11 protein-coding genes are annotated in these 13,527 nt (G+C 64.7%); 1 reads left to right on the top strand and 10 read right to left on the bottom strand.

Annotation, left to right across the window (positions count from 1 at the left end):
- Positions 1-7: 7 nt before the first annotated feature.
- The 10 genes from folC to leuC form a co-directional block, all read right to left on the bottom strand.
- Positions 8-1,285, bottom strand: coding sequence for a bifunctional tetrahydrofolate synthase/dihydrofolate synthase (gene folC, locus FIV02_RS09930; protein WP_152488513.1), 1,278 nt, complete (start codon positions 1,283-1,285; stop codon positions 8-10).
- Positions 1,282-2,166: an acetyl-CoA carboxylase, carboxyltransferase subunit beta gene (gene accD / locus FIV02_RS09925; protein ID WP_037054398.1), complete on the bottom strand. Its 885-nt coding sequence runs from the start codon at positions 2,164-2,166 to the stop codon at positions 1,282-1,284. Before accD ends, folC begins: the two co-directional genes overlap by 4 nt.
- 120 nt (positions 2,167-2,286) lie before the next feature.
- Positions 2,287-2,937 carry a phosphoribosylanthranilate isomerase gene (locus tag FIV02_RS09920; RefSeq protein ID WP_152488512.1) on the bottom strand — a complete coding sequence of 217 codons (651 nt, stop codon included), beginning with the start codon at positions 2,935-2,937 and terminating at the stop codon, positions 2,287-2,289.
- Between the two features lie 46 nt (positions 2,938-2,983).
- Complete coding sequence (gene truA, locus FIV02_RS09915) at positions 2,984-3,847, bottom strand: tRNA pseudouridine(38-40) synthase TruA (RefSeq protein ID WP_152488511.1); 864 nt, start codon at positions 3,845-3,847, stop codon at positions 2,984-2,986.
- 8 nt (positions 3,848-3,855) lie between these two features.
- Positions 3,856-6,669 carry a FimV/HubP family polar landmark protein gene (locus tag FIV02_RS09910; RefSeq protein WP_152488510.1) on the bottom strand — a complete coding sequence of 938 codons (2,814 nt, stop codon included), beginning with the start codon at positions 6,667-6,669 and terminating at the stop codon, positions 3,856-3,858.
- A gap of 154 nt (positions 6,670-6,823) precedes the next feature.
- A complete protein-coding gene (locus FIV02_RS09905) occupies positions 6,824-7,834 on the bottom strand; it encodes an aspartate-semialdehyde dehydrogenase (protein WP_152488509.1) in 1,011 nt (336 codons plus the stop codon).
- Between the two features lie 135 nt (positions 7,835-7,969).
- Positions 7,970-9,082: an aspartate-semialdehyde dehydrogenase gene (gene asd, locus FIV02_RS09900; protein WP_150609276.1), complete on the bottom strand. Its 1,113-nt coding sequence runs from the start codon at positions 9,080-9,082 to the stop codon at positions 7,970-7,972.
- Between the two features lie 56 nt (positions 9,083-9,138).
- Entirely contained in the window at positions 9,139-10,218 is a 1,080-nt protein-coding gene (gene leuB, locus FIV02_RS09895) for a 3-isopropylmalate dehydrogenase (protein ID WP_047584383.1), read from the bottom strand.
- Positions 10,219-10,325: 107 nt separating this feature from the next.
- Positions 10,326-10,973, bottom strand: coding sequence for a 3-isopropylmalate dehydratase small subunit (gene leuD / locus FIV02_RS09890; protein WP_047584382.1), 648 nt, complete (start codon positions 10,971-10,973; stop codon positions 10,326-10,328).
- A gap of 11 nt (positions 10,974-10,984) precedes the next feature.
- The gene (gene leuC / locus FIV02_RS09885) at positions 10,985-12,412 is read right to left on the bottom strand and encodes a 3-isopropylmalate dehydratase large subunit (protein WP_047584379.1); all 1,428 of its coding nucleotides are present in this window, start codon (positions 12,410-12,412) and stop codon (positions 10,985-10,987) included.
- Between the two features lie 221 nt (positions 12,413-12,633).
- Here leuC and FIV02_RS09880 point away from each other — a divergent pair, with 221 nt between their 5' ends.
- Positions 12,634-13,515, top strand: coding sequence for a LysR family transcriptional regulator (locus tag FIV02_RS09880; protein ID WP_037054419.1), 882 nt, complete (start codon positions 12,634-12,636; stop codon positions 13,513-13,515).
- The last annotated feature ends 12 nt before the right edge of the window (positions 13,516-13,527 follow it).

Genomic DNA, 13,527 nt, shown 5'->3' with positions numbered 1-13,527 from the left:
CCCCTTATCAAGCCGGGCGGGCCAGCCAGTCCAGGGCCTCGGCCACGCAGAAAAACGATCCGAACAACAGAACCTCGTCACCCTCGGCCGCCCGCTCGCACTGTGCATCCAGTGCGGCATGCACATCCGGGTGCAGCGTCACCACAGCCCCCAGCCCTTGCAGGTGGTCCGCGAGGGCCTGCGCCGGACGCGAACGTGGCGTGGCGAGTGGCGCCACGGCCCACTCGTCGACCTGACCGAGCAGCGGCGCGACAACCCCCGGCAGATCCTTGTCCGCCAGCAGACCGAACACGGCCCGACGCTTGCCGCTCACCGGGCGACTCTGCAGACGCTGCGCCAGATAATCGGCGGCATGGGGATTATGCCCAACATCGAGCAACAGTGTGAGTGCCTTGCCATGCCAATCCACCTGGCGACGATCCAGACGCCCGGTCACCCGGGTCGCCCGCAGGGCCCGGCGGATCGCCTCGGCGGACCAGGGCAGCGGCAGCAGCGCGTAGGCCTGCAAGGCCAGCGCGGCGTTTTCCATCGGCAGATCGAGCAGCGGCAGCTGTTCAAGCCGCAGCACCCTGCCCTGTGTATCGAGACCGTACCAAGACCAGTCCTGCTCATCGACGCTCAGGTCATAGTCACGCCCGCGCAGGTAAAGCGGCGTGTCCAGGTTCAGCGCCTGGTTGAGCAAGGGCTGTGGCGGATCGAGGTCAGCGCACAGCGCCGGCTTGCCGGCGCGCATGATCCCGGCCTTCTCGAACGCCACCGACTCGCGCGTGTCGCCCAGCCAGTCGGCATGGTCCAGGCCGATGCTGGTGATCAGCGCCAGGTCGGCATCGACGAGATTGACCGCATCCAGACGCCCGCCGAGCCCGACCTCGAGCACCACGGCATCCAGCCCAGCGCGCTCGAACAGCCAGAAGGCCGCCAGCGTGCCCATTTCGAAGTAGGTCAGGGAGATTTCACCGCGCGCCACCTCGACCGCCGCAAAGGCCTGGCAGAGCTCCGCGTCGCTCGCCTCGCACCCCTGCAGGACGACACGCTCGTTGTAGCGCAGCAGGTGCGGCGAACTGTAGACACCGACGCGCTGCCCCTGCTCGGCGAGCAGGCTGGCAAGAAAGGCACAGGTAGAGCCCTTGCCGTTGGTGCCGGTCACGGTGATCACCAGCGGCGCGGGCTTGCCCAGGCCGAGCCGCCGCGCCACCTCGCGCGAGCGATCCAGGCCCATGTCGATGGCCGAGGGATGCAGTTGCTCGAGGTAGGCGAGCCACTCGCCCAGGCTACGTTCGATCATGCAGTGGCCGGCAGCGCAACCGGAGAAGGACGGTTCATCAGTTGTGCCAGCAGGCGAGCCAGACGCGGACGCAGCTCGTTGCGCGAAATGATCATGTCGATGGCGCCATGCTCCAGCAGGAACTCGCTGCGCTGGAAGCCTTCAGGCAGCTTCTCGCGCACGGTCTGCTCGATCACGCGCGGCCCGGCGAAGCCGATCAATGCCTTGGGCTCTGCCACGATCACGTCGCCGAGCATGGCCAGGCTGGCGGAGACGCCGCCGTAGACAGGATCGGTCAGTACCGAGATGAACGGCAGGCCTTCTTCACGCAGGCGCGCCAGCGCAGCGGAGGTCTTGGCCATCTGCATCAGCGAGATCAGCGCCTCCTGCATGCGTGCGCCACCGGAAGCGGAGAAGCACACCAGCGGGCAACGGTTCTCCAGGGCGTAGTTGGCCGCCTGCACGAAGCGCTCGCCGACGATGGCGCCCATGGAGCCGCCCATGAAGGAAAATTCGAACGCGCAGACGGCGATCGGCATGCCTTCGAGCGTACCGCTCATAGAAATCAGCGCATCCTTCTCACCGGTCTGCTTCTGTGCGGCGGACAGGCGATCCTTGTACTTCTTGCTGTCGCGGAATTTCAGGCGATCGACGGGTTCCAGATCGGCGCCCAGCTCTTCGCGACCATCGGCATCGAGGAACAGGTCGATACGCGCACGCGCGCCGATGCGCATGTGGTGGTTGCACTTGGGGCAGACGTCCAGGGTCTTTTCCAGCTCGGGACGATAGAGCACAGCATCGCAGGACGGACACTTGTGCCACAGGCCCTCGGGCACAGAGCTCTTCTTCACCTCGGAACGCATGATCGAGGGGATGAGTTTGTCTACCAACCAGTTGCTCATGCTGTCATTTCTCCATAACCGTTGGTTCGGATGGACGCCTCATCATGAAGCCCCCACCTCCAGCAATTCTTTTCTGCCGCATCGATGGCGCGCACAAACGTGCCATGGCGGCGTGACAGGCTAATTGACGGCCCCGCCGCAGTCGCCGTCACATTGCGCGTCAACGACCGCCCGCACGAACGCGCGAATCTTGCTTGCATCCTTTATGCCTTTGCTCGCCTCCACCCCGCCACTGACGTCGACGGCATAAGGCCTGACCTGACGAATCGCGCTGGCGACGTTGCTCGCATCGAGGCCGCCGGCCAGAATGATGGGCCGGCTCACGTCTTGCGGCACCAGAGACCAGTCGAACGCCGCACCGGTACCCCCGGGCACGCCCTCGACGAAGGTATCGAGCAGGATGCCCCGCGCACCGGCATAGGGCGCCATCGTCGCAGCGACATCCTCCCCCGCACGCACCCGCAGCGCCTTGATGTAAGGGCGAGCGAAGCCTTCGCAGTCGGCCGGCGACTCGTCGCCATGAAACTGCAGCAGATCCAGGGGCACCTGCGCCAACAGGAGCTGCAACTGCTCACGCGGCATGTTCACGAACAATCCGACGCTGGTCACGAACGGTGGCAGGGCCTGCACGATCGCCACCGCCTGCTCGACACTGACCGCGCGCGGGCTCCTGGCGTAGAACACCAGGCCGATGGCATCCGCACCGGCCTCGACGGCTGCCAGCGCATCCTCAACCCGGGTAATGCCGCAAATCTTGCTGCGCACGCGCATCGACTTCACACCTCTTGATCAGCGAACGCCGGATGTTAGCAAAGGCCTAGTCCGCCCGCACATCCGCCAGCCCGGAGAGAAAGTGCGGCCCCAGGTAGCGCGACGGCAATTCGAACTCGTCGGGGTACTCCACCTGAATCAGATAGAGCCCGTAAGGATGTGCCGTCACCCCACCACTGCGCCGCTCCGCTCGCTCCAGCACCTCGCTCACCCAGCCTGTCGGACGCTCTCCGGCGCCAATGGTCATCAGCACTCCGGCGATATTGCGCACCATGTGATGGAGGAAGGCATTGGCCCGAACGTCCAGCACGATGAAGCGGCCATGCTCGATGACTTCCAGGTGATGCACGGTCTTGATCGGCGACTTGGCCTGGCACCGGGTAGCACGGAACGCGCTGAAATCATGGGTACCGACCAAGGCACGGGCCGCTTCACGCATGCGCGCCACATCCAGCGGACGGTGATTCCAGGTCACCTCCTCGGCCATGTGCGCCGGGCGGATCGGGTCATTGTAGATGACATAGCGATAACGCCGCGCCATGGCGCTGAAGCGCGCATGGAAATGCGCCGGCATCACCTTCGCCCAGGTCACGCTGATGTCCTTGGGCAGGTTCATGTTGGCGCCCATGATCCACGCGTGCAGCGACCGTTCGACAGTGGTGTCGAAATGCACCACCTGGCCACTGGCATGCACCGATGCATCGGTGCGCCCGGCACAGTGAATGTTCACCGGCGCACCGCCAGCAACCTTGGACAGGGCACTTTCCAGGCACCCCTGAATGGAGGCGACCTGGCCGCTCTGGCGCTGGAAACCGCGGTAACGTGCGCCCTTGTATTCGAGGCCCAGGGCGATTCTGGAAAAGCCAGCGGCCGCCATTTCGGCGGCCGCTACAGGTACTGCTTCAGACATAGATTCGATCAAACCAGCTTGGCAATCATCTCGCGAGCTTCCTGCTGCTGGGCGTCGCTGCCTTCGGCAACCACTTCGTCGAGGATGTCACGCGCCCCCTCGGTGTCGCCCATGTCGATGTAGGCGCGCGCCAGGTCCAGCTTGGTCGCGGTCTCATCGGTGCCGGAGAGGAAGTCGAAGTCATCGTCACCCTCCAGCTCGCTGGCGATACCGTCGGCTGGCGCCAGCGGCGCGTCCTGCGGCTCGTCGAGGTCGGTGGAGAGCTGGTCCAGCTCGGCCGTGACTTCATCCAGCTGCGCCGCGAAGCTGTCGGCTTCCACCGCAGGCTGGGCCGGGGTCTCGTCGTCGAGCGACAGATCGAAATCCGCCGGCAGGTCGAGGTCGGCAGCAGGTGCTTCGTCCGGCAGATCGAGGCCGAGGTCGGCCAGATCATCGGCCGGCTGAGCAGCCGGGGCGTCGTCGTCCAGGCTCAGCAGGAACTCGTCGGCATCGTCCGCAGCCGCCGTCGACGGCTCATCCAGATCCAGGCTGAAGTCGGACAGGTCATCGGCAGACTGCGACAGCTCGACCTTGTCGTCATCCAGGGACAGATCGAAGCTCAGGTCATCGTCGCTGGCCGCTGCCGGTGCAGCCGGCTCGTCGACCAGACCGAAATCCAGGTCGTCATCCAGCGACAGCGGCGCTTCTTCCGCCTTGGCAGACTGCATGTCGCCACCCAGGTCGGACTCGAGATCATCGAGGCTCAGGTCGAAGGCATCGTCGAGGTCGTCAGCGGCTGCAGCAGCCGACTCGTTGCGCGGCTCGTCCAGACCGAGATCGTCGAGGCTGAACTCGCCGATATCGTCCGAAGACGCCACGGCAGCCGCCGCGCCAGCGCCGGCAAAGGCAGCGATGGCAGGATACTTGGCCTTGAGCTGCTCGGCTTCGGCGTTCACGCCACCGAACTCGCGCAGTTCGTTGTCCTGGCGGGCGAAACCTTCGCGATCGCCCAGCTCGGCATAGACTTCCATCAGTTTCAGACGCAGGTCGCTGCGGTGCGGCTCGTCATTGATCGCGTTCTGCAGCAGCTCGGCAGCCTGGTTGAAACGACCATAGGCGATGTAGATGTCCGCCTCACCCAGGGCATCGCCGGTCTGCGCGGAAACGCGCTCCTCGGCGCCAGCCGGTGCAGCGGCGGCGGCTGGCTCGTCCTCGAGGCCGGCGAAGGTGTCTTCGGGCATGTCGAGTTCAGGGGCGAAGCCCTGGTCTTCGGCCAGCTCGTCACCCAGTTCGTCATGCTGCTCCGCTTCTTTCATCGCATTGCGGCGCGACAGAGCCATCAGGCCGACCAGCAACAGCAGCAGTGCACCACCGCCCGCCAGACCCAGGGTCATCGGGTTGCTCATCAGGTCATCGATGAAGCTCTGCGGAGCGGGGGCGGGAGCCGGAGCAGCAGGCTTGCTCTCCTCGACCGGCTGCACTGGAGCGGCTGGTTCAACGGCAGCAGCCGGCTCACTGGCCGGCTGTTCGGTGGCGGCGGCGCCGTCTTCGACGGGCGCCTCCGGCTCTTCGGAATAGTTGTAGTCAGTCGCCGCCTCTTCAGGCGGCGAGACCGGAGGCGTCGCCGCCTCCGAGGCCGGCGGCACCGCTTCGGGTTCCGCAGCGGGCGCCTCCACTTCCGGAGTCACCTCGGGTGTTTCAGGCGTTGGCGCTGCGGCCGGAGTAGCAGCCATATCGGCCTGCATCTTGGCCAGCTGGTTGTCCTTGAGTTCAATCAGGCGCTGCAGCTTGTCCAGCTGACTCTGCAGATCGCCAACCCGGCTCTGCAGCTCGGCATTCTCACGACGCGTCGAGTCGAGGCTTTCCTGCGTCACCGCCAGCTTGTCGGCCAGGGCCTTGCTGTCGGCCGAACCGGTGTCACTGCCACGCGTGGACTTGCCCGCATCGGCGGCGACCAGCTTCAGGCTGTCCCCGGTCTTCGCCGTGGACGGTGCGGCACCAGCCTCGGCACGGCGGGTGGCATCCAGCTGCCGCGACGCGACAGCACGGCCTTCACGCCAGGCAGCGTTCTGCTCGGCAACCTGGGCGACCGCTTCGGCGTTGCTGCGACGGCGAATCTGCTGCTCATCCGGCAGGCGCAGCACCTGACCGCTCTTCATGCGGTTGATGTTGCCGCCGATGAAGGCATCGGGATTCAGATCCTGAATGGCCAGCATGGTCTGATTGACCGAGCCACCGTCGACGCGCTGGGCGATTTCCCAGAGGGTGTCGTTGGCCGTGGTCTTGTATTCGTTGCCGCTGATGGCGCGCGAAGCGGGCGCCGGGGCAGTCGGACGCGGCGCGGCGGCCGGCTTGCTGCTGGCAGTGGGCGTTGCTGCCGGGCGCGGCGCCGGGGCTGCTGCCGGCAACTTGGGCGCGGCCGCTACGGTCGTCTGCGGGGAGTACAGCGGCGGGTCCAGCAGCAGCGTGTATTCACGCAGCAGTCGACCGTTCGGCCAGAGCACTTCCACCAGGAAGTTGAGATAGGGCTCGCGCACCACCTTGCTGGAGGTGACACGAATCACGCTCTTGCCGTTCGGCTTCAGCACAGGGGTGAATTTCAGATCGGTCAGGAAATACTGACGATCGACACCCGCCTTCACGAAGTCTTCGGGAGAAGCGAGGCTGGGAATGACTTCGTTGGAGGCCAGATCACGGACCTCCAGCAATTCGATTTCCGCTACCAACGGCTGATTCAACGAGGATTGCAGGGTAACTTCACCCAACCCCAGCGCATGCGCCATACCGGAAGACAGCGCAGAAGCCGCTGCGATTGCCAGCACTAGTTTGCGAACCCGAACCATAGCGTTATCCCTTGTTTTATCTTTTTCTCGGCTTGCGAGAAGGTCTTGGTAATTGCTGCCTGCCTCCGCTCCAGGAGCGGCTCCCCATTCAGCAATCAACTCAGCCAGTATTGCCAAGCTAGAAAGATTCTTCAAATTTCTAGGTAAGTATCTTTTACAGATAGTGTTTTATCAATAACTCGGCTATTTGCACAGCATTCAGGGCGGCGCCTTTTCTCACATTATCAGACGCAATCCACAAATTGAGTTGCCGTGGATCGCTCACACCACGACGAACGCGCCCAACATAGACCAGATCCTGGCCGACCGCGTCACCCACCGCCGTCGGATAATCGCCCGCCTCGACCAGCTCGATTCCCTCGGCCGTTTCCAGCAGACGCTGCACCGCCGCGATATCGATATCCACGTCACTCTGCATGGCGAGTGCCAGGCTGTCACCGAAGAATACCGGCACCAGAGCGCAGGTCGCCCCCACCGCCAGCCCGGGCAAACCCGACAGTTGCTGCAGCTCGGCGGTCAGGCGCTTCTCCAGTTCAGCATGCCCCTGCTCGTCCACCGCACCGACCTGCGCCAGCACATTGAAGGCGATCTGCCGATCCACCGCCTGGGTTTCCAGCGGGCGGGCATTGAGCAGCTCGGCCGTCTGCCGCGCCAGCTCCTGCACGCCACTGCGACCCAGCGTGGAAATCGACAGCATGGCATTCAGCTGCACCTGGCGTGGCTGCAACAGCGGCTTCAGCGCTGCCAGCACCACCGCGCAGGCAGTCGCCGAAGGCGTCGGCACGCTGACCTGCCACGGCGCAGTCAGCCCTGGGGTTGCGCTCTCGCCCAGCTCGGGCAGGACGCACGGCGCCAGATCCAGCGGCAAGGCGGCACTGAGATCGATCAGCGAACAGCCGGCAGCACGCACGGCCTCGTGAAAAGCCCGCGTCACCTCCACGCCCGCAGCAAAGAATGCCAGCTGGACCTGCGTGAAATCGAACGTCTCGAGCGACCTGACCCGCAGCTGACGCCCGCGGAAGGAGAGGCTCTGCCCAGCGGACTCGCTACTGGTCAGGAGATGCAGGTCCTTGACCGGGAAGTCGCGCTCCTCGAGCAGTTCGACCAGCGCCTCACCGACATGACCGGTGGCGCCGACCAGGGCGATATTGATGGTTTTGCTCATGCTTCGATCTGCCGCACAAAAGGAGCGGCACTGTAACCGCGCCCTTCTTGCCACCGCAACTGCAAGCCCGGAAACGACGAAGCCCCGCTACCGAGGTAGCGGGGCTTCGTCTGCATCACGCGTCTGCGGTGCGCCTCAGCGCTCCAGCAGGATTCGCAGCATGCGCCGCAGCGGCTCGGCCGCGCCCCACAGCAGCTGGTCACCCACGGTGAAGGCGCCCAGGTACTGCGAGCCCATGTTGAGCTTGCGCAGGCGGCCGACCGGTACGCTCAGGGTGCCGGTCACGGCAGTCGGGCCGAGGTCGCGGATGGAATCTTCACGATGGTTCGGCACCAGCTTGACCCAGGGGTTGTGCTGACTGATCAGGCCTTCGATGTCGGCCATCGGCACATCCTTGTTCAGCTTGATGGTCAGCGCCTGGCTGTGGCAACGCATGGCGCCGATGCGCACGCAGATGCCGTCGACCGGGATCGGGCTCTTGAAGCGGCCGAGGATCTTGTTGGTCTCGGCCTGCGCCTTCCACTCTTCACGGCTCTGGCCGTTAGGCAGTTCCTTGTCGATGTAGGGGATCAGACTGCCAGCCAGCGGCATGCCGAAGTTGTCGACCGGGAAGTCTTCGCCACGCATGGCCTCGGCGACCTTGCGGTCGATGTCGAGGATGGCGCTGGCCGGGTCGGCCAGGTCGTCCGCGACAGCGCCGTTGATCGCACCCATCTGCTTGATCAGCTCACGCATGTTCTGCGCACCGGCACCGGAGGCGGCCTGATAGGTCATGGCGCTCATCCACTCGACCAGGCCGGCTTCATACAGGCCACCGAGCGCCATCAGCATCAGGCTGACGGTGCAGTTGCCGCCGATGTAGTTCTTGCTGCCGGCATCCAGCGCCTGGTCGATCACCTTGCGGTTGACCGGGTCGAGCACGATCACCGCACTGTCGTCCATGCGCAGGCTGGAGGCGGCATCGATCCAGTAACCCTGCCAGCCGGCTTCACGCAGCTTGGGGAAGACTTCGTTGGTGTAGTCACCGCCCTGGCAGGTCAGGATCACGTCCAGGCCTTTCAGGTCGTCAATGTTGTAGGCGTCCTTCAGCGGCGCAATGTCCTTGCCAATCGCCGGCCCTTGGCCGCCAACGTTGGAAGTGGTGAAGAACACCGGCTCGATCAGGTCGAAATCCCGCTCCTCCAGCATGCGCTGCATGAGCACGGAACCGACCATGCCACGCCAACCGATCAGACCTACACGTTTCATAACGACTACACCTATATAAACAGCCCGCCGGAACCACCCCGGCGGGGCTGGAAAGATTACAGACTACGCAGCGCTTCGACTACTGCATCACCCATCGCGGAGGTACCGACCTTGGTCTTGCCCTCGGACCAGATGTCACCGGTACGCAGGCCCTGATCCAGCACCAGGCTCACGGCTTTCTCGATGGCATCAGCGGCGGCGACCTGGCCGAAGCTGTAACGCAGCATCATGGACACCGAGAGAATGGTGGCCAGCGGGTTGGCGATGCCCTGGCCGGCGATGTCCGGCGCGGAGCCGTGGCACGGCTCGTACATGCCCTTGTTGTCGGCATCCAGCGAGGCCGACGGCAGCATGCCGATGGAACCGGTGAGCATCGACGCCTCGTCAGACAAAATGTCACCAAACATGTTGTCGGTGACCATCACGTCGAATTGCTTGGGCGCACGCACCAGTTGCATGGCAGCGTTGTCGACGTACATGTGGCTCAGTTCGACGTCCGGGTAGTCCTTGGCCACTTCCTCGACCACGGCGCGCCACAGCTGGCTGGACGCCAGCACGTTGGCCTTGTCCACCGAGCACAGCTTCTTGCCACGGACACGGGCCATGTCGAAGCCGACCTTGGCGATACGGCGGATCTCGCTCTCGCTGTACGGCAGGGTGTCGTAGGCCATGCGCTCGCCGTTCTCCAGCACCTTGCTCTCGCGCGGCTGGCCGAAGTAGATGCCGCCGGTCAGCTCACGCACGATGAGAATGTCCAGGCCGGCGACGATTTCCGGCTTGAGGCTGGAGGCCTCGGCCAGTTGCGGGTACAGCAGCGCCGGGCGCAGGTTGCCGAACAGGCCCAGCTGCGAACGGATCTTCAGCAGGCCACGCTCCGGACGGATGGCCGGGTCGATGCTGTCCCACTTCGGACCGCCAACGGCACCGAGCAGAATCGCATCGGCCGCGCGCGCGCGCGCCAGGGTCTCGTCGGCCAGCGGCACGCCGTAACGGTCGATGGCCGCACCGCCGAGGTCATCGAAGCTCAGTTCGAAGCCCAGGCTGTACTTGTCGTTGGCCAGGTTCAGCACCTTGACCGCCTCGGCCATGATCTCCGGACCGATGCCGTCGCCAGGGAGAACCAGAATCTGTTTCATAAGAAGATTTCCTTCGGAAATAGCTACAAGCTTCAAGCTGCAAGCCACAAGCCACAAGCGCAAGCCGCTTTCACTCGCAGCCTGAAGCTTGCGCCTTGCAGCTCCTGTTATTTGATCGCGCCGAACAGCCAGGGACTGCCCTGCTGGTAGCCGGCCTCGAAGGCCTTGATCGCGTCCTGATCCTGCAGGGTCAGGCCGATGTCGTCCAGGCCGTTGAGCAGGCAATGCTTGCGGAAGGCATCGACCTCGAAGCTGTACTGCACGCCATCGGGACGGGTCACGGTCTGCGCCTCGAGGTCGACAGTCAACTGGTAACCCTCGGTGGCCTCGGCCTGCTCGAACAGCGCATCGACCTCTGCATCCTTGAGGATGATCGGCAGCAGGCCGTTCTTGAAGCTGTTGTTGAAGAAGATGTCGGCGAAGCTCGGTGCGATCACCGTGCGGAAACCGTACTCGTCCAGCGCCCAGGGCGCATGTTCACGCGAAGAGCCGCAGCCGAAGTTCTCGCGCGCCAGCAGCACGCTGGCCCCCTGGTAACGCGGGAAGTTGAGCACGAACTCCTGGTTGACCGGGCGCTTGGAGTTGTCTTGGTTCGGCTGGCCGATATCCAGGTAGCGCCACTCGTCGAACAGGTTCGGACCGAAACCGGTGCGCTTGATCGACTTCAGGAACTGCTTGGGAATGATCTGATCGGTGTCGACGTTGGCCCGATCGAGCGGGCAGACCAGGCCGGTGTGTTGGGTAAAGGCTTTCATCTTCTAGCTCCTCAGGCCTGGATCAGTTCACGAACGTCGATGAAGCGACCGGTCACCGCCGCAGCGGCAGCCATGGCCGGGCTCACCAGGTGGGTACGACCACCCGCGCCCTGGCGGCCTTCGAAGTTGCGGTTGGAGGTGGACGCGCAATGCTCGCCACTGCCCAGCTTGTCCGGGTTCATCGCCAGGCACATGGAGCAGCCCGGCTCACGCCATTCGAAACCGGCCTCGATGAAGATCTTGTCCAGCCCCTCAGCCTCGGCCTGCGCCTTGACCAGGCCGGAGCCCGGCACCACCAGCGCCTGCTTGACGGTCGCCGCGACCTTGCGCCCCTTGGCCACTTCGGCGGCGGCACGCAGGTCTTCGATGCGCGAGTTGGTGCAGGAGCCGATGAACACACGGTCGAGCTGGATCGCGGTGATCGGCTGGTTGGCAGCCAGGCCCATGTACTTCAGCGCACGGGTGATCGAGTCCTTCTTCACCGGGTCGGCCTCGACAGCCGGGTCCGGCACGTTCTGGTCGACGGCCAGGACCATTTCCGGCGAGGTGCCCCAGCTGACCTGCGGCTTGATCTCGGAGGCGGCAAGCTCGACCACGGTGTCGAACACCGCATCGGCGTCGGAGACCAGGTTCTGCCACTGCGCCACGGCCTTGTCCCAGTCGCTGCCCTTGGGCGCGAACGGACGATCCTTGACGTAGGCGATGGTCTTCTCGTCCACCGCCACCAGGCCGACACGGGCACCGGCCTCGATGGACATGTTGCAGATGGTCATGCGCCCTTCCAGCGACAGGTCGCGGATGGCGCTGCCGGCGAATTCCAGGGCATGGCCATTGCCACCGGCGGTGCCGATCTTGCCGATCACGGCCAGCACGATGTCCTTGGCAGTGACGCCGAACGGCAGCTTGCCCTCGACGCGCACCTGCATGTTCTTCATCTTCTTGGCCACCAGGCACTGGGTGGCGAGCACGTGCTCGACCTCGGAGGTGCCGATACCGTGCGCCAGCGCACCGAAGGCGCCATGGGTGGAGGTGTGCGAGTCGCCGCAGACCACGGTCATGCCCGGCAGGGTGGCGCCCTGCTCCGGACCGACCACGTGGACGATGCCCTGGCGCACGTCGTTCATCTTGAACTCGAGGATGCCGAAGTCATCGCAGTTCTCGTCCAGGGTCTGTACCTGAATGCGCGACACTTCGTCGGCGATGGCGTCGAGGCCGCCCTGGCGCTCGGCCCGGGTGGTCGGCACGTTGTGATCCGGGGTGGCGATGTTGGCGTCGATGCGCCACGGCTTGCGCCCGGCCAGACGCAGCCCCTCGAAAGCCTGCGGCGACGTCACTTCGTGAAGGATGTGACGATCGATGTAGATCAGCGAGGAACCGTCATCGCGACGTTTCACTTCGTGCATTTCCCAGAGCTTGTCGTAGAGCGTCTTGCCGGCCATCAGCGTTACCTCATCAGCGTGTTTCTATGCCAGGGCGAAAAGGCCCTTTGGCTTATGGGGTGAAATGCTATGATCGCGGCACGAATAACTCAAATTCATATTTTTCATCCAGGAGATTCCCCAAAGGAATCTGTCCACGCCGCAAGCTGCAAGTGACAAGCCGCAAACAATGCCGCGCGACTCGACTTGCCGCTTGCAGCCTGCCGCTAGGAGCTGCCGTTATGGATCTGGCCAACCTCAACGCCTTCATCGCCATCGCCGAAACCGGCAGCTTTTCCGAAGCCGGCGAGCGCCTGCACCTGACCCAGCCTGCGGTCAGCAAACGCATCGCCGGGCTAGAACAACAGCTGGGCGTGCGCCTGTTCGATCGCCTAGGCCGCGAGATCGGTCTGACCCAGGCCGGTCGCGCCCTGCTGCCACGCGCGTACCAGATCCTCAATGTGCTGGACGACACCCGCCGCGCCCTGACCAACCTCTCGGGCGAAGTCAGCGGTCGCCTGACCCTGGCCACCAGTCACCACATCGGCCTGCACCGCCTCCCTGCCCTGCTGCGCGCCTTTACCCGCGCGCACCCGCAGGTCGCGCTGGACATCCAGTTCCTCGACTCGGAAGTGGCCTATGAAGAAGTGCTGCATGGCCGCGCCGAGCTGGCGGTGATCACCCTCGCCCCGGAAACCCGCGAACCCATCCGCGCCGTGGCCGTCTGGGACGACCCGCTCGACTTCGTCGCCGCGCCCGAGCACCCGCTGGCACGCAGCCAGGCCGTCAGCCTGGCGGACGTCGCGCAGCACCCTGCCGTTTTCCCCGGCGGCAACACCTTCACCCACCACATCGTCCAGCGCCTGTTCGAGGCGCAGGGGCTGACGCCCAACATCGCCATGAGCACCAACTACCTGGAAACCATCAAGATGATGGTCTCCATCGGCCTGGCCTGGAGCGTGCTGCCGCGCACCATGCTCGACGACCAGGTCGCTCGCCTGCCGCTGCCCGGCATCCAGCTCACGCGGCAGCTGGGCTACATCCTGCATACCGAGCGCACGCTGTCGAACGCGGCCAGGGCCTTCATGGCGCTGCTCGACAGTCAGCGCGACGACCTTGCGTAGGCGGCCAACCTG

This window comes from Pseudomonas sp. THAF187a, from assembly GCF_009363395.1.
In the GTDB taxonomy this organism is placed as follows: domain Bacteria; phylum Pseudomonadota; class Gammaproteobacteria; order Pseudomonadales; family Pseudomonadaceae; genus Aquipseudomonas; species Aquipseudomonas khazarica.
Note: the sequence above shows the minus strand (reverse complement) of the source record. Positions and strands in the feature narration are given on the sequence as shown.